Origin of the sequence: Sulfitobacter alexandrii, assembly GCF_001886735.1 — a bacterium.
GTDB lineage: Bacteria > Pseudomonadota > Alphaproteobacteria > Rhodobacterales > Rhodobacteraceae > Sulfitobacter > Sulfitobacter alexandrii.
The window spans coordinates 3,381,919-3,396,778 of sequence record NZ_CP018076.1; the positions used below are offsets into that span (position 1 = coordinate 3,381,919).

Below are 14,860 nucleotides of genomic sequence, written 5' to 3' on the forward strand. Positions count from 1 at the left end.
TTAGATGAGGCCCATGGCCAGAAACAAGTTTCACGAGGGCACGGGCCCGTCCCAGCGCCAGTTGCGCGTCGGCGAAACGATTCGCCGCGCTCTGTCGGACGTTCTGGCGCGCGGCGACGTGCATGATGTCGATCTCAACCGGATGTCGGTGACCGTGGGCGAGGTGCGGGTCTCTCCCGATCTCAAGATCGCGACCGCCTATGTCCTGCCGCTTGGCGGTCAGGGCCAGGACGAGCTGATCGACCTGCTGGCACGGAACAAGGGCGAATTGCGCCGTCAGGTCGCCAAGAAGCTGACGCTCAAGTTCGCGCCGGACCTGCGATTCCGGCTGGACCAGACCTTTGACCAGATGGACGAGACGCGTCGCATGCTCAATCAGGATGTCGTACGGCGGGATGCCGACGCGGACAGCGACGAATGAAATTCCTGCTTTGGCTTGGCCTGGTCCTGGCCGCGGGGGGCGCGATGGCAACGGAATGCCGGCAGGAAGAATACGCCGGCAACCGCTATTCGATCTGCGAGGTGGACCTGACCCGCGAGCGGCTGGAGCTTTTCCTCGCCGACGAGGCAGGCAGCGTCTATGGCCATTTCGGCACCCTCGACAAGGCGCTTGCGGCGCGGGGGCAGAGGCTGGGCTTTGCCATGAACGCAGGCATGTATCACGACAACCGCGCGCCGGTCGGCTACTTCGTGGAAAACGGGCGTGTCGTGCAGGATGTGATCCAAAGCGAGGGGCCGGGCAATTTCGGTCTGCTGCCCAACGGCATCTTCTGCATCGGCGAGGGCCGCGCGGACGTGTTGGAAACCAAGGCGTTCCTCAGGTCGGAACCCGCCTGCCGCTATGCCACGCAATCGGGGCCCATGCTGGTGATCGACGGCGAGCTGCACCCCCGTTTCCTGAAGAACAGCACGTCCCGCTACATCCGCAACGGGGTCGGGACCACGGCGGACGGCACCCGGGCGATCTTTGTCATTTCCGACAACACGGTAACCTTTCACGAGTTCGGAAGCTATTTCCGGGATCGGCTGCAACTGCGCAACGCGCTCTATTTCGACGGCAACGTGTCACGCCTGAGAGCCCCCGCGCTGGGGCGCGACGATGCGGGTTTCACGACGATCGGTCCGATCGTCGGTGTGGTCGAAAGCGACTGACCGGACGCGCGGCCAGATAATTGCTGGGCACCGGCGGCGCCTGTCTGTATAGGCTCCCACGCGAAACAGACAGGTGAGACATGGCGCGCAAACGCAAGGGCAGAGATATTTCCGGATGGCTGGTGGTGGACAAGCCCGCCGGCCCCACCTCGACCGCCGTGGTCAACAAGGTCCGCTGGGCGCTCGACGCCCGCAAGGCCGGCCACGCCGGGACGCTCGACCCCGAGGCGACGGGCGTGCTGGCGGTGGCCCTTGGCGAGGCGACCAAGACGGTTCCCTACATCACCGACGCGCTGAAGGCCTATGAATTCACCGTGCGCCTTGGCATCGCCACCAACACCGACGATGCCGAGGGCGAAGAACTGGGCACCTCCGACCTGCGCCCCGACGACGCCGCGATCAAGGCGGCACTGTCCGATTTCGTGGGCGACATCGAACAGGTGCCGCCACAGTTCTCGGCCGTGAAGATCGACGGGCAGCGCGCCTACCAGCGTGCGCGCGACGGCGAATCGATGGACATCGCGGCACGTCCGCTGTTCGTGGAAAGCCTGCTGCTGATCGACCGGCCCGATGCGGACCACGTGACGCTCGAGATGGTCTGCGGCAAGGGCGGGTACGTGCGGTCCATCGCGCGCGACCTGGGCCAGAAGCTGGGATGTCTGGGCCACGTCCGCGACCTGCGACGGGTCTGGTCCGGCCCGTTCGACGCGGCCGACGGGCTGACACTGGCGCGGATCGAGGAACTGGCGCGCACACCAGAACTGGACGCGCATCTGCAGCCGCTGGAGGCCGGCCTCGACGACCTGCCGGAGGTCAAGGCGACCGCCGAGGGCGCCACCCGGCTGCGCAACGGCAACCCCGGCATGGTGATCGCGAGCGACATCGACTACGGCGAGGAATGCTGGGCCTCCTTCGAGGGGCGGGCGGTGGCCGTGGGGCGTTTCAAGGCAGGCGAGCTCCACCCCTCCCGCGTCTTCAACCTGCCCCAGGGCAGCGCCGACTGACGCCGCCGCACCCCCGCATGATCACCCGAAGCCACACCAAGGGCGACGCGCCCTCGACCGCCGTCTATTCCGACTGCGAGGGCTACCGCTACAGCCTCACGCGGACGTGGGACGCAAGCGCGCGGAAGGTCATGTTCGTAATGCTCAACCCTTCCACCGCGACGGAGGTCCAGAACGACCCGACCGTTGAGCGGTGCGAGCGGCGCGCGCGGCACCTCGGGTACGGCGGTTTCCGGGTGACCAACATCTTTGCCTGGCGCGCCACCGATCCGCGCGACATGCGCGCCGCCGCCGATCCGGTGGGGCCGGAGAACGACGCGACGCTGGCCGCAGGGTGCCTTTGGGCCGATCACGTGATCGCCGCGTGGGGCGTGCACGGGGCGCATATGGGACGGGGTCCGCTGGTTGCCGCCCGCCTGATGGCCAGCGGCAGGCCGCTCTTTCACCTCGGTCTTTCCAAAGAAGGGCATCCGCGCCACCCCCTCTACCTGCCCTACGCACGCACGCCGGTGCGCTGGCACGCACCCGGCACGCCTGAAACCGCGCGTTAACCACGCCGCCGGTTTGATTTTGACCGGTCGGCGGTTCTGTGGATGATGGCGCCGGGGTGGTGCGTGGTGCGCCCCTTGTGGTTCGGCGGTGTGCGGCGATGCTTTTTCTTGCGGGCTTGATGGGTCTGATGGCGGTAAGTGCCGTCGTGTACGTGGATATCGGCGGCGCGTCCGAGGGCGAAATCCTGTCCGGTACAGACGGGGATGATACGCTGACCGGCGGAGATGGCGACGACCAGATCGGGGCCTACGACGGCGACGACCTGGTTCATGCGGGCGCGGGAAACGACGATCTGCACGGCTCCGGCGGCAATGATACGATGGACGGCGGCACGGGCGACGACACCTTGCACGGCGACGACGGGGCGGACGACATCCTGGGCGGGGCCGACAACGACAGCATCGCCGGGCACAACGACGACGACGTGATCCACGGCGAGGCGGGTGACGACAGCCTGATCGGATCGGCCGGGGACGACGTGATCTATGGCGGCGCGGGCGACGACGCGCTCTTGGGCGGGCTGGACGACGATTTTCTGCACGGGGGCACGGGCCAGGACACCCTTTTCGGTGGCTGGGGCGACGACACGCTGTCGGGCATCGTGGACGACCCGCAGACTTTCGAGGTCGAGGACGGCGATGCCGGCGACTTTCTGAACGGCGGCGGCGGCGACGACGTGATCATAGCCGGCGAGGACGACATCGTGACCGCCGGCGACGGCGCCGACCAGGTGGTGCTGGGCGACTGGATGGACGGCGACGGCCCCGCGCAATTGCTGGATTTCGACCGGCAGGAGGATTCGCTGCTCTTTGTTTGGGACGACAGCGCGGAGGACGCGGAGGAGCCTCCGGTTGCCGTGATGCCCGATCCCGAGGATTCCGACTGGCTGCAGATCGTCATGGGCGACAGGGTGCTGGCCACCGTTGCCGCCGACACAGGGCTCACCCCCGGCGACATCGCGCTGATCCCCTACAGCACGGCGCAGGATCTGGGTTTCCTGCGCTGATCCCGGCCCGAAGGGCGAATAACCCTTTGCCAAAGCGCGGCGATTTTCCTATACGCCCCCATCGGCGCCGAATCCCTTTCGGTGTCGGTATCTCCATGGGCCTGAGCTGGACGACATCCCGGCCTGTGCCATTCCGATCAACCCTTTCAACGAAGGAGCCCCCGATGTCGATCACTGCAGAAGAAAAGACACGCCTGATCAAGGAATTCGGCGCCAAGGAAGGCGACACCGGTTCGCCCGAGGTGCAGGTTGCCGTACTCAGCTCGCGGATCGCGACGCTGACCGAGCACTTCAAGACCCACAAGAAGGACAACCACGGCCGCCGTGGCCTGCTCAAGATGGTGGCCACGCGCCGCAAGCTGCTGGACTACGTCAAGAGCAAGGATGAGGCACGCTATCAGGACCTGATCAAACGGCTGGGCCTGCGCCGCTAAACGCCGCGCCGCCGTTCGTCATGCCAAGGCCGCACCTTTCGGGGTGCGGCCTTTTGCTTGACCGCAGTGCTTCGTTGCGAAACGGGCCATGTTTTGCCACACTCATCCAAGGGCCTGAAAAGGGCGACTCGCGATGGAATACGCTTTGGACAGGGAAGAACGCATATACCTGGCCGGGGAATTCGCCCTCGGGCTTCTCGACGGTGACGAGAAGCAACGCTTCCTGCGCCTGATGCGAACCGACCCGGACCTGCGGGCGGAAGTTGGATTCTGGCAGGAATCGATGCCGCGCATGATCCCCGACACGGACGAACGCCCCTCGCCCCATGTGTTGCGCAGGTTGAAGACAGAGCTGTTCGGTGAACCCGAAAGGTCGCTCTGGCAGGATCTGATCGCCCCGGAGAACAGGGGACTGCTGGTCGGAATTGTCGCGCTGAAAGCCGCCGTGATCGCCGCCGTGCTCTGGCTGATCCTCGGCGGCTGAGGTCGCTCAGGCTTGGATGTAGTCCTGCCGCAGCGCCCGGCCCAGGTAGCCGGTCAGCAATACCGCGGTGACGACTGTGGCGCCCAACGCCGCCCCCAGTACAAGGCCGTCACCCTCGAACCCGTTAGCGCCCATGATGACACCAAGGGTCAGCAAAGGAATGTGCGACAGGGCAAAGCAGACCAACTGGATACGCCTAACGGAATTCTCTGACACTTTATCGCTCCCTCCGTCGGGTGGATCGTGAACGAAACACCGGCCCGAGGCCGATATTTCTGGCCGCAAGAATCGCAAACTCTAGCGTGTATTGCAACTGCCCTTTCCCGCACGCGCCGGATTTTGCGCGGGGTCCGGCCGCTTCGGATCGGTGGTTTCGTGACACGGAATCGCAGGACAGCTCTTGCTTCCATTCCCGCGCGAAACCTTGTAAGGGCGACAAATCTGAAAGCCGGCGCCCGGACTCCAGCGCCTGACAAAGAAGATACCGGAGTCAGAGGGAATTCGCCCTCTATGCAATGGCCCGCGGGCCAACACAGGATACGTAGATGTTTAACGTAACGACGAAATCAATGCAGTGGGGCGAGGAAACGCTCACGCTCGAAACTGGAAAGGTGGCCCGCCAGGCGGACGGGTCCGTGATTGCCACGCTGGGCGAAACCAGCGTGATGGCCAACGTGACTTTTGCACGCCAGCAGAAGCCCGGTCAGGATTTCTTTCCGCTGACCGTCCACTACCAGGAAAAATACTATGCCGCCGGCAAGGTGCCGGGTGGCTTCTTCAAGCGCGAAGCGCGTCCGACCGAAAAGGAAACGCTGACCGCGCGCCTGATCGACCGTCCGATCCGCCCGCTGTTCGTCCCCGGCTTCAAGAACGAAGTGCTGGTGATGTGCACCGTGCTCTCGCACGATCTGGTGAACGACCCCGACATGGTGGCGATGATCGCGGCCTCGGCTGCTCTGACGCTGTCCGGCGCGCCCTTCATGGGTCCGATCGCAGGGTGCCGCGTGGGCTTTGAGGATGGCGAATACGTCCTCAACCCCACCGTGGACGACATGCAGGATCTGCGCCTGAACCCCGACCAGCGCCTCGACCTCGTGGTCGCCGGCACCAAGGAAGCGGTGATGATGGTCGAATCCGAAGCTTACGAGCTGTCGGAAGAGGAAATGCTGGGCGCGGTGAAGTTCGCTCACGAGCAGATCCAGCCGGTGATCGACCTGATCATCGACCTTGCGGAAGAGGCCGCCAAGGAACCCTTCGATTTCCAGCCGGTCGACTACTCAGACCTCTACGAAGCCGTGAAATCGGCGGGTGAGACCGAGATGCGCGCGGCGTTCGCCATTGCCGACAAGCAGGAACGCACCGCGGCCGTCGCCGTCGCGCGCGAGACGATCAAGGAAAAGCTCACCGAAGAGCAGCTGGAAGACGGGAACCTCGGTTCTGCCATGAAGAAGCTCGAAGCTTCGATCCTGCGCGGTGACGTGGTCAAGACCGGCAAGCGTATCGACGGGCGCCGCACGGACGAGATCCGTGACATCGCGGCCGAAACCGGCGTCCTGCCGCGGACCCACGGGTCGGCGCTGTTCACGCGCGGCGAGACCCAGGGCCTGGTCATCACCACGCTGGGCACCGGCGACGACGAACAGTTCATCGACGCGCTGCACGGCAACTTCAAATCGAACTTCCTGCTGCACTACAACTTCCCGCCCTATTCGGTTGGTGAAGTCGGGCGTGTGGGCCCTCCGGGACGTCGCGAGATCGGTCACGGCAAGCTGGCATGGCGTGCCCTGCAGGCGGTTCTGCCCGCGGCGACCGACTTCCCCTATACCATCCGTGTCGTGTCCGAGATCACGGAATCGAACGGCTCGTCCTCGATGGCGTCGGTCTGCGGCGGTTCGCTGTCGATGATGGACGCGGGCGTTCCGCTGAAATCGGCCGTGGCCGGTGTGGCGATGGGCCTGATCCTGGAAGAGGACGGTTCCTACGCGATCCTGTCCGACATTCTGGGTGACGAGGACCACCTCGGCGACATGGACTTCAAGGTCGCGGGTACCGAAAACGGCATCACCTCGCTGCAGATGGACATCAAGGTCGCGGGCATCACGCCCGAGATCATGGAGAAGGCCCTCGCGCAGGCGAAAGATGGCCGGATCCACATCCTTGGCGAGATGAACAAGGCACTTTCGGGTGCGGCGGACTTCTCGGTTCACGCGCCGCGTATCGAGACGATGCAGATCCCGACCGACAAGATCCGTGAAGTGATCGGATCGGGCGGCAAGGTCATCCGCGAAATCGTCGAAGTGTCGGGCGCGAAGGTCGACATCAACGACGAGGGCATCATCAAGATCGCAAGCCCGAACGGCGACGCGATCAAGAAGGCCTATGACATGATCCATTCCATCGTGGCCGAGCCCGAAGAGGGTGCGGTTTATACCGGAACCGTGGTCAAGATCGTCGACTTCGGCGCCTTCGTGAACTTCTTCGGGAAGCGTGACGGTCTGGTGCACGTCAGCCAGATCGAGAACCGCCGCCTGAACCATCCGTCGGATGTTCTGAAGGAAGGCCAGGAAGTGAAGGTCAAGCTGTTGGGCTTCGACGATCGTGGCAAGGTCCGCCTGTCGATGAAAGTCGTCGACCAGGAGACCGGCGAAGAGATCAAGAAGGAAGAGAAGGTCGAGGACTGATCCTCCATTCCTCCTGAAAAGACCGAAGGCCCCTGCGCGATGCGCGGGGGCCTTTTGCGTTGCGGTACGCCGCGCCCCGAGACCGGGATTTCCGCATTTGCCCTGTGGCCCGGTCGGGTTATGTTGAGCGGAAATATGGACCGCGCGTGAGGACGACACATGGCATTGATGAACCGCCGCCACCTACTGATGACCGGCGCCGCCGCGCTTCTGGCCCCGTCGGCCGTTGCAGCCGCCGAAGGTTACCAGATTCCCAAGCACATGCAGGCACGGATCGTGCGCATCCGCGACGGTTTCGCCCCCGGCGAGATCCACGTCGATCCCGGTCAGTTCGCGCTTTACTGGACGCTCGATGGCGGCAAGGCGATCCGCTATCCCGTCGGTATCGGCAAGGAGGGGCGTTATTACTCGGGCACGTTCCGCGTGGGCCGGAAGGCGGAATGGCCGCGCTGGACGCCGACGAAGAACATGATCCGCCGGGAGCCTCATATCTACGCCAAGCATGCCGCCGGGATGCCGGGCGGAGGACCGAACCCGCTGGGGGCGCGCGCGCTGTACCTTTACAACGGGGGGCGCGATTCCCTGCTGCGCATCCACGGCACCCCGCAGCCGGAGAACGTCGGGCGCGCGGTGTCGAACGGCTGCGTCAGGATGATCAATGCCCATGTGATCGACCTGGCCAATCGCGTGCCGAACGGCACCCGCGTGGTGTTGCACTGACCCGCGGGGGTCTGCCCCGGATGCAATCGCTGATCATCCACATGGCCGGGCCGGGCGCGCGGGCCGACAACGTAGCACGCCTGTGCGAGGTCTTGCCGTCTGCCCGCATCGTGCCGGCCGTGAACGGACGCGAGGCGCTGGCGCAGGGCGGTGTCGCGGTCCACAGCGGCGACCGGCACGCGCCACGCTACCCCTTTCCCCTGTCGCCGGGAGAAGTGGGGTGCTTCCTCAGCCACCGCAAATGCTGGCAGGAGATCGCGGACGGGTCGGAGCCTTTCTCGCTGATTGCCGAGGACGATCTAGTAATCGACCGGCCGGTTTGGGACCGGGCGCTGGCGTTGATCGAGGCGGAAGCGACCGAGGACAGCTTCATCCGCCTCCCGGCGAAGAACCGCGAGACACCTGCTGCGGTGCTTGCCGAGGACACGGGGACCGCGCTGTTCCTGCCACGGGAGGTCGGCCTCCAGACGGTCTGCCAGGTGGTCGGGCGCGCGGCGGCGCGACGGTTGCTGGCCGCGACGGACGAGATGGATCGTCCGGTCGATACGACGCTGCAGATGCACTGGATCACCCGACAGCCGGTACACAGCGTCTGGCCCAGCGGCGTCGGCGAGATGCCGGGTGCGTCGACCATCCAGAAACGAACCGGTGCAGGCGGCAAGCTTGCGCGGGAATTGCGGCGCGCGATCTACCGGGCGCGGATCAGGGCACGACCGCAGCAGGCCTGAACGGCGGCGAGGTCAGGACAGCGCGTCCTTGAACTTCAGAAAGGCAGGATCCCGTGCGACACGGGCGTTCATCGCGTCCCGCAGCGCGCCCACCGACTTATGAGGGCGCATCACCACTTCGAAATGTGCGATCAGTCCGGCCTCATCGAGGGTGACGAGGTCGACCCCCACCGCGTCGAACTCCCCGATCTTGCACTGGAATTCCAATGCCCAATCCCGGCCCTCGCCCATGATGCGGCGATAGCGGAAGTCGGTGAACACCTGTCCCACATGGCCCAGCACAGCAGCGACGGCATCACGGCCGGTCCATGTCTTCCAGTAGGTCGGCGGCAGGAAGGTCACGTCGGTCGCCAGCAAAGGGGCGATGGCGTCGTGATCGCCCGAGGCGACGACGGTCTGCATTTTCTCGATCGTGGGGTGCATTCGCGGGGCTCGCTACGACGGGTGGGTTGAAAACGCAGTCTACATCTGAGACGGGAAGGAATGGAAACGGAATATGACCCGCCACAGGCGCCGCTGGCGATCCTGCACGAAGATGCGGAAGTGCTGCTGGTGGACAAGCCAAGCGGCCTGCTGAGCGTGCCGGGCAAGGGCCCGCATCTGGCCGATTGCCTGCTCGGACGGGTGCAGCAGGTGTTTCCCGACGCGCTGCTGGTGCACCGGCTGGACCGGGACACGTCGGGCGTGATGATCTTTGCCCTCACGCCCCATGCTCAGCGGCACCTCGGCCTCCAGTTCGAGAAACGCATGACGCGCAAGACCTACGTGGCGCGGGTCTGGGGCGTGCCGGAGGACACCTCCGGCAGAATCGACCTGCCTCTCATCGTCGATTGGCCGAACCGCCCGCGCCAGAAGGTCTGTCACGACACCGGCAAGCCCGCGTTGACCGAGTGGAAGCGGATCGGGGACGATGGCGAAACCGCCCGCATCCGGCTTTTCCCGAAGACGGGCCGCAGTCACCAGTTGCGGGTGCACATGTTGAGCATCGGGCACCCGATCCTGGGGGATCCCTTCTACGCCACCGGTCCGGCGCGCGACTATCCCCGGCTGATGCTGCACTCGGAGGAATTGCGCTTCAACCACCCGCAGGGCGGGCGGTCCACCAAGGTACGGTCAAAGGCGCCTTTCTAGCGCCGTTTGCCGGACATCCGGTGTGTCAGCCGATGGGAATCCAGTCGTCCGGCAGGATGTCGGGATTGCGCTGGTGATCGTTGGCGAACCAGCGGGCGGGCGCAGCGACCCGCCGGCCCGCGTGGGGGTTCAGCCACGCAGACCACCAGCTGAAGGTGGAATTGGCGATGACGTTGTGCTGGCACAGCGACATCAGGCGCATGTCCTCGTGCGCGGTGGCCCGTCCGTTGAGGTCGACCACCACCTTCTCGAACGGGATGGAGAGATTGTCGCGCGCCCAGTCGGGATCGTCCGAAAAGACGAAGACCGTCGGCGACACAGACAAGCCCTCGGTCACGGCGGCCAAGGCCGCGTCATAGTAAGCCTGGTCGCAGACGGCGGTCGCCCCGAGCGCCACGTAGTCGCCCCGCCGGACGTGCAGAGCGACGGAGGGACCGCTGGCAATCCGGTCCGCCATCGCCGCGTTGGCGGGCGACATCTGCGGCACCATGGTAAAGACGTCGCGCAGGTGATCCTTGATCCCGGCGAAGTATGTTTCGCTTTGCCAGTAGCCGTGAAGGTAGCTTTCGTCTCCCCATGTTTCGAAATCGGGATCGTATCCCAGCCCCTTTTCGCGCCGAAGACGCGGGGTTCCGCCAAGGTAGCGCCACAGGGTATAGGCGACCGGCCGGCGGCGGCGGTCTGGCGGCAGGTGGGCGGGCGCCACCACCGGCAGGTTGAAAATGCTGGTCAGATTGCCCTGGCCCTTCTCTTCTGCCCGGCGCGGATCCAGCGCAACCGGCACCTTCAGGCGAGCGGCCAACTGCGCCGCCGCGGCGTACTGGAACATCTGATTGCCGAGAAAGCCGTGCAGCCGGGTATAGATCATGGGTGCCTTTCGCCATTGCCTTGGGGCTTTCTATGCGAAAGATTGCGCCTTGCGCCAGATGCAAAGGAACCCCGGCCATGTCGATCTCGAGCGAACTGCACAAGATTTGGAAGCTCGCCACGGATCCGGAGTTCCGCGCCTACAAGCGTCAGGTGCGCGCCTTTTATGCCGCGCAGGGGCGGGGTACGCCGGAACGGTACCAAGGGTTGAAGCCCGGTGACACCGTGCTTGACGTGGGTGCCTATCGGGGCGACTGGGCCGAACGGATGACGACGCTCTACGGTGTGCGGGTCCATTGCTTCGAGCCGCATCCAAGGTTCGCGCGGCATCTTCATGACCGTTTCCGGGAACGGGAGGACGTAGCGGTCGAGGGTTATGCGATGGGCCGGTCGGCAGGCGTGCTCAAGCTGTCGGACGACGAGAACGCCTCCTCTGCCCTGGTCACCTCGGGCGACCCGGTCGAAGGCGAGGTCCGCCCGGCATCGGAGGTTTTCGACACGCTGGGCCTCGATCGCGTCGCCTGTATCAAGATGAACATCGAAGGCGGGGAATACGATCTGCTGCCGGCGATGATCGACGCGGGGCTGATGCCGCGCGTCGACCGGTTGACGGTGCAGTTCCACCGCTACGGACCCGAACAGGAAGCGCAACGCGACGCCATTCGCGCCGACCTGGCCCGAACGCACCGTTGTGCGTGGGAATACCCCTTCATATGGGAGGAATGGGTGCGTCTAGACGCCTGATCGCGCCCCGGCATGAAAAGGGCCGCCCCGGGGGCGGCCCTTTCGTCGGATGTGAGCGGGCTTATTCGGCGGCCCAGCCGGACACGGCCTTGATCTCGGTGAAATCCTCGATCCCGTAGAGACCGCCTTCGCGCCCGTTACCGGACCGCTTCATGCCGCCGAAGGGCGACCCGGCCGCACGGCTCTGGCCGTTCATCTCGACCATGCCCGAGCGCAGCCGGCGCGCCAGACGGTTGCGGCGCTCGCCATCCCCGCTCTGGACGTAGTTTGTCAGCCCGTAGACGGTGTCGTTGGCGATCTCGACCGCCTGTTCCTCGGTCTCGAACTTCATGATCGACAGGACCGGGCCGAAGATCTCCTCGCGTGCGATGGTCATGTCGGGTGTCACGTCGGCAAAGACGGTCGGCTTGACGAAGAAGCCGCGGTTCAGCCCGTCAGGCCGCCCGGTGCCTCCGGCCACCAGCCGCGCGCCTTCGTCGATGCCCTTCTGGATCAGGTCCTGGATCTTGTTGAACTGTACTTCGTTCACCACCGGACCGATGTGCCGGCCTTCTTCGGACGCGGGGCCGACGGTAACCTTGCCGGCCACTTCGCCCGCCTCCTCGACCGTCTTGTCGTAGATGCTTGCTTCGACCAGCATCCGGCTGGGCGCGTTGCAGGACTGGCCGGTGTTCTGCATCATGTGCATCACGCCGCGCTTGACCGCCTTCTCGTCCGCGTCCGCGAAGATGATGTTGGCGCCCTTGCCGCCCAGTTCCAGGTGGACCTTCTTGAGCGTGTCCGCCGCGTTCTTGGAAATCGCGGTGCCGGCACGTGTCGAACCGGTGAAGCTGATCATGTCCACGTCCTCATGTGCCGACAGCTGCGTGCCGACGCCGGCGCCGTCACCGTTCACCAGGTTGAAGACGCCCTTGGGGAAGCCGGCTTCGTGCATCAGCTCGGCAAAGATCATCGCGTCCAGCGGGCTTTCCTCGGAGGGCTTCAGCACCATGGTGCATCCCGCCACGACAGCGGCGCCGACCTTGAGCGTGATCTGGTTCATCGGCCAGTTCCAGGGCGTGATCAGACCGGCAACGCCGACCGCCTCGCGGATGATGCGGTCATTGGGGGCGTGATCGCCAAGGGGTGCCTCGAACTTGAAGTCCTTTGCAGCCTTGATGAAATTGTCGAGATGGTAGGTACCGGCGCCGACCTGGCTGGAGCGCGACATGTCGATGGGCGCGCCCATTTCCGTGCTCATCGCCTTGGCGAGGTCTTCGGCCCGCGTCTTGTAGACCTCGAGCAGCTTTTCGAGCAGCGCGATACGCTCTTCGGGCGGGGTCGCCATCCAGCCGGGCAGTGCCGCCTTGGCCGCGGCGACGGCCTTGTCGGTGTCTTCCTGTCCGCCGAGAGAGATCACCGCGCAGGGTTCCTCGGTGGAGGGGTCGATGACATGGTGATCGTTCTTCTTGGCGGGGGCGACCCATTCGCCGTTGATGTAGAATTCACGTTTCTCGAGCATTGGAAAACTCCTTGTTGTTCTGGCGGTCAGGGTGACCCTGCCCGGTTCGGCGCTACTCTGTCAGGGCCTGCGGGGGCCTGCAAGAGAGGGGATGGAAACTCCTGATTTAATCCTTACCTTAGGGGAAAGCAGAAATTCACCCGGAGGATATCATGGGCTTGCGCATCAACGACACGATTCCCGATCTGACCGTCGAAACCGATCAGGGCACCCTTTCGCTGCACGAATTCGTCGGTGACAACTGGATGGTCCTGTTCTCCCACCCGAAGGACTTTACCCCTGTCTGCACGACCGAGTTCGGTGCGGTCGCAAAGCTTGCCGACGAGTGGGAAAAGCGCGGCACCAAGGTGCTGGGCGTCAGCGTCGACGGGGTCGAGGACCACAAGAAGTGGAAAGGCGACATCGAGAAGGTCGGCGGCGCCAAGGCGGGCTTTCCGATCATCGCGGACGAGGGGCTGGAAGTGTCCAAGGCCTTCGACATGCTGCCCGCCGAAGCCTACATGCCCGATGGCCGCACGCCGAATGACAGCGCAACCGTGCGATCCGTCTTCATCATCGGGCCGGACAAGAAGCTCAAGCTGTCGATGACCTACCCGATGACAGTGGGCCGCAATTTCGCCGAGGTGCTGCGCGCGCTCGACGGGCTCCAGACCTCGACCGGAAAGGGCGTGGCGACGCCGGCCAACTGGAACGTGGGCGACGACGTCATCATCCCGACGTCGGTATCGGACGAGGATGCCAAGGCGAAGTTCGGCGAGTTCACGACCGTCCTCCCCTACCTGCGCACCACGAAGCTGTCGGGCTGACACCCGGCCCGCATCGCGCACAAGACGACAGCCCCCGGCTCCCGCGCGATCCGGGGGTTTTCGCTTGCGTCACCCCGCGCGGGCCGACCGCATTTGCCGCCACATCACGGTGGAATAGATCACCAGCGCCGCCCAGATCATCGGAAAGGCGATGGCGCGGGCCCGGCCGAACGGTTCCTCGAACACCAGCACGGCGCAAAGAAAGATCATCGTCGGCGCGATGTATTGCAGGATGCCGATGGTGGACAGGCGCAACAGCTTGGCGCCGTTGGCATAGATCATCAGCGGCACCGCCGTGACCACGCCACAGCCGATCAGAAGCCAGAAGTCGCGCCCCCCGTCAAAGCGGAAATGCGCGGTCCCCGTCGCGGCGAGGTAGCCGAGGTAGCCCACGGCAGGCGCGAGCAGGATCAGCACTTCGAGCAGGAAACCCTGGTTCGGCCCTATGGGCAGGCTTTTCTTGCACAGGGCATAGAACCCCCAGGAAACGGTCAGCCCCAGCGCCGCCCAGGGCATCCGCCCCGCGTCGACCGCCAGAACCAGGACCGCGCAGCCGGCCAGCGCGATGGCGACCATCTGCGCCCGGTTCAGGCGTTCCCCCAACAGCATCGACGCCAGGAAGATGCTGAACAGGGGATTGATGTAGTATCCCAGCGCCGCGTCGAGCGCGTGGCCCGAATTGATCGCCCAGACATAGATGCCCCAGTTGATCGAGATCAGCGCGGCGGTGACGCAGCCCATGGCCAGCATCCGCGGCGTGCGAAGCGCCTCGCGCAGGGTGTCGGTCCGGCGCAGCACGATCAGCACGGCTGCGGCGATCGGCACCGACCACAGGATACGGTGCGCGACCACCTCGGCCGCCGGAATGTGGGACAGCAGCTTCATGTAAAGCGGCAAGAAGCCCCAAAGCCCGTAGGCGGTGATCGCAAGGGCCAGACCCTGCGGGGTGTCCTCGTTCCCGGTGGGGGGCAGGGTATCTGGGTTGCGCATCCGGAAGTCTCCTCTGGTCCAGCCCTAGGCAAAGCGTCGGGCAGAGTGAAGGCCAACTTT

18 protein-coding genes are annotated in these 14,860 nt (G+C 65.0%); 13 read left to right on the top strand and 5 right to left on the bottom strand.

What is annotated here, in order from left to right:
- The first annotated feature begins 13 nt into the window (after positions 1–13).
- From rbfA to BOO69_RS16560, 7 genes are all read left to right on the top strand, one after another.
- The gene (gene rbfA / locus BOO69_RS16530) at positions 14–421 is read left to right on the top strand and encodes a 30S ribosome-binding factor RbfA (RefSeq protein ID WP_071973157.1); all 408 of its coding nucleotides are present in this window, start codon (positions 14–16) and stop codon (positions 419–421) included.
- Positions 418–1,152, top strand: coding sequence for a phosphodiester glycosidase family protein (locus BOO69_RS16535; RefSeq protein ID WP_071973158.1), 735 nt, complete (start codon positions 418–420; stop codon positions 1,150–1,152). The genes rbfA and BOO69_RS16535 overlap by 4 nt, the downstream gene beginning before the upstream one ends.
- Before the next feature lie 80 nt (positions 1,153–1,232).
- On the top strand, positions 1,233–2,156 hold the full coding sequence (truB, locus tag BOO69_RS16540; protein ID WP_071973159.1) for a tRNA pseudouridine(55) synthase TruB: 924 nt from the start codon (positions 1,233–1,235) through the stop codon (positions 2,154–2,156).
- 17 nt (positions 2,157–2,173) lie between these two features.
- Positions 2,174–2,707, top strand: a complete 534-nt coding sequence (locus BOO69_RS16545) for a DUF1643 domain-containing protein (protein ID WP_071973160.1) — start codon at positions 2,174–2,176, stop codon at positions 2,705–2,707.
- Positions 2,708–2,805: 98 nt separating this feature from the next.
- Positions 2,806–3,714 carry a calcium-binding protein gene (locus BOO69_RS16550; protein ID WP_071973161.1) on the top strand — a complete coding sequence of 303 codons (909 nt, stop codon included), beginning with the start codon at positions 2,806–2,808 and terminating at the stop codon, positions 3,712–3,714.
- A gap of 164 nt (positions 3,715–3,878) precedes the next feature.
- On the top strand, positions 3,879–4,148 hold the full coding sequence (gene rpsO / locus BOO69_RS16555; RefSeq protein WP_071973162.1) for a 30S ribosomal protein S15: 270 nt from the start codon (positions 3,879–3,881) through the stop codon (positions 4,146–4,148).
- Positions 4,149–4,281: 133 nt separating this feature from the next.
- The gene (locus tag BOO69_RS16560; protein ID WP_071973163.1) at positions 4,282–4,632 is read left to right on the top strand and encodes a hypothetical protein; all 351 of its coding nucleotides are present in this window, start codon (positions 4,282–4,284) and stop codon (positions 4,630–4,632) included.
- A gap of 6 nt (positions 4,633–4,638) precedes the next feature.
- Here the strand turns inward: BOO69_RS16560 and BOO69_RS16565 are convergent, their stop codons facing one another.
- Entirely contained in the window at positions 4,639–4,848 is a 210-nt protein-coding gene (locus tag BOO69_RS16565; protein WP_071973164.1) for a hypothetical protein, read from the bottom strand.
- A 329-nt stretch (positions 4,849–5,177) separates the two neighbouring features.
- Between BOO69_RS16565 and pnp the strand changes: the two genes are divergently transcribed.
- The 3 genes from pnp (at position 5,178) to BOO69_RS16580 (ending at position 8,761) form a co-directional block, all read left to right on the top strand.
- A complete protein-coding gene (gene pnp, locus BOO69_RS16570; protein WP_071973165.1) occupies positions 5,178–7,313 on the top strand; it encodes a polyribonucleotide nucleotidyltransferase in 2,136 nt (711 codons plus the stop codon).
- Positions 7,314–7,472: 159 nt separating this feature from the next.
- Positions 7,473–8,033, top strand: coding sequence for a L,D-transpeptidase (locus BOO69_RS16575; protein ID WP_237267505.1), 561 nt, complete (start codon positions 7,473–7,475; stop codon positions 8,031–8,033).
- 20 nt (positions 8,034–8,053) lie between these two features.
- Positions 8,054–8,761 carry a glycosyltransferase family 25 protein gene (locus BOO69_RS16580; RefSeq protein WP_071973166.1) on the top strand — a complete coding sequence of 236 codons (708 nt, stop codon included), beginning with the start codon at positions 8,054–8,056 and terminating at the stop codon, positions 8,759–8,761.
- Between the two features lie 12 nt (positions 8,762–8,773).
- Here BOO69_RS16580 and BOO69_RS16585 read toward each other — a convergent pair whose 3' ends face one another.
- Positions 8,774–9,184 carry a nuclear transport factor 2 family protein gene (locus BOO69_RS16585; RefSeq protein ID WP_071973167.1) on the bottom strand — a complete coding sequence of 137 codons (411 nt, stop codon included), beginning with the start codon at positions 9,182–9,184 and terminating at the stop codon, positions 8,774–8,776.
- A 60-nt stretch (positions 9,185–9,244) separates the two neighbouring features.
- Between BOO69_RS16585 and BOO69_RS16590 the strand changes: the two genes are divergently transcribed.
- Positions 9,245–9,892, top strand: coding sequence for a pseudouridine synthase (locus BOO69_RS16590; RefSeq protein WP_071973168.1), 648 nt, complete (start codon positions 9,245–9,247; stop codon positions 9,890–9,892).
- 25 nt (positions 9,893–9,917) lie between these two features.
- Here the strand turns inward: BOO69_RS16590 and BOO69_RS16595 are convergent, their stop codons facing one another.
- The gene (locus BOO69_RS16595) at positions 9,918–10,760 is read right to left on the bottom strand and encodes an alpha-1,2-fucosyltransferase (protein ID WP_071973169.1); all 843 of its coding nucleotides are present in this window, start codon (positions 10,758–10,760) and stop codon (positions 9,918–9,920) included.
- 77 nt (positions 10,761–10,837) lie between these two features.
- Between BOO69_RS16595 and BOO69_RS16600 the strand changes: the two genes are divergently transcribed.
- Complete coding sequence (locus BOO69_RS16600) at positions 10,838–11,503, top strand: FkbM family methyltransferase (RefSeq protein ID WP_071973170.1); 666 nt, start codon at positions 10,838–10,840, stop codon at positions 11,501–11,503.
- 61 nt (positions 11,504–11,564) lie between these two features.
- Here BOO69_RS16600 and BOO69_RS16605 read toward each other — a convergent pair whose 3' ends face one another.
- Positions 11,565–13,004: an aldehyde dehydrogenase family protein gene (locus BOO69_RS16605; RefSeq protein WP_071973171.1), complete on the bottom strand. Its 1,440-nt coding sequence runs from the start codon at positions 13,002–13,004 to the stop codon at positions 11,565–11,567.
- A gap of 152 nt (positions 13,005–13,156) precedes the next feature.
- Between BOO69_RS16605 and BOO69_RS16610 the strand changes: the two genes are divergently transcribed.
- The gene (locus BOO69_RS16610) at positions 13,157–13,810 is read left to right on the top strand and encodes a peroxiredoxin (protein WP_071973172.1); all 654 of its coding nucleotides are present in this window, start codon (positions 13,157–13,159) and stop codon (positions 13,808–13,810) included.
- A 69-nt stretch (positions 13,811–13,879) separates the two neighbouring features.
- Here BOO69_RS16610 and rarD read toward each other — a convergent pair whose 3' ends face one another.
- Positions 13,880–14,800, bottom strand: a complete 921-nt coding sequence (gene rarD, locus BOO69_RS16615; protein WP_071973173.1) for an EamA family transporter RarD — start codon at positions 14,798–14,800, stop codon at positions 13,880–13,882.
- Positions 14,801–14,860 lie beyond the last annotated feature (60 nt).

What these genes read in the sequence shown, in the direction of transcription:
- rbfA (WP_071973157.1), top strand. Translation starts at nt 14, where the DNA reads ATGGCCAGAAACAAGTTTCACGAGGGCACGGGCCCGTCCCAGCGCCAG.
- BOO69_RS16535 (WP_071973158.1), top strand. Translation starts at nt 418, where the DNA reads ATGAAATTCCTGCTTTGGCTTGGCCTGGTCCTGGCCGCGGGGGGCGCG.
- truB (WP_071973159.1), top strand. Translation starts at nt 1,233, where the DNA reads ATGGCGCGCAAACGCAAGGGCAGAGATATTTCCGGATGGCTGGTGGTG.
- BOO69_RS16545 (WP_071973160.1), top strand. Translation starts at nt 2,174, where the DNA reads ATGATCACCCGAAGCCACACCAAGGGCGACGCGCCCTCGACCGCCGTC.
- BOO69_RS16550 (WP_071973161.1), top strand. Translation starts at nt 2,806, where the DNA reads ATGCTTTTTCTTGCGGGCTTGATGGGTCTGATGGCGGTAAGTGCCGTC.
- rpsO (WP_071973162.1), top strand. Translation starts at nt 3,879, where the DNA reads ATGTCGATCACTGCAGAAGAAAAGACACGCCTGATCAAGGAATTCGGC.
- BOO69_RS16560 (WP_071973163.1), top strand. Translation starts at nt 4,282, where the DNA reads ATGGAATACGCTTTGGACAGGGAAGAACGCATATACCTGGCCGGGGAA.
- pnp (WP_071973165.1), top strand. Translation starts at nt 5,178, where the DNA reads ATGTTTAACGTAACGACGAAATCAATGCAGTGGGGCGAGGAAACGCTC.
- BOO69_RS16575 (WP_237267505.1), top strand. Translation starts at nt 7,473, where the DNA reads ATGGCATTGATGAACCGCCGCCACCTACTGATGACCGGCGCCGCCGCG.
- BOO69_RS16580 (WP_071973166.1), top strand. Translation starts at nt 8,054, where the DNA reads ATGCAATCGCTGATCATCCACATGGCCGGGCCGGGCGCGCGGGCCGAC.
- BOO69_RS16585 (WP_071973167.1), bottom strand. Translation starts at nt 9,184, where the DNA reads ATGCACCCCACGATCGAGAAAATGCAGACCGTCGTCGCCTCGGGCGAT.
- BOO69_RS16590 (WP_071973168.1), top strand. Translation starts at nt 9,245, where the DNA reads ATGGAAACGGAATATGACCCGCCACAGGCGCCGCTGGCGATCCTGCAC.
- BOO69_RS16595 (WP_071973169.1), bottom strand. Translation starts at nt 10,760, where the DNA reads ATGATCTATACCCGGCTGCACGGCTTTCTCGGCAATCAGATGTTCCAG.
- BOO69_RS16600 (WP_071973170.1), top strand. Translation starts at nt 10,838, where the DNA reads ATGTCGATCTCGAGCGAACTGCACAAGATTTGGAAGCTCGCCACGGAT.
- BOO69_RS16605 (WP_071973171.1), bottom strand. Translation starts at nt 13,004, where the DNA reads ATGCTCGAGAAACGTGAATTCTACATCAACGGCGAATGGGTCGCCCCC.
- BOO69_RS16610 (WP_071973172.1), top strand. Translation starts at nt 13,157, where the DNA reads ATGGGCTTGCGCATCAACGACACGATTCCCGATCTGACCGTCGAAACC.
- rarD (WP_071973173.1), bottom strand. Translation starts at nt 14,800, where the DNA reads ATGCGCAACCCAGATACCCTGCCCCCCACCGGGAACGAGGACACCCCG.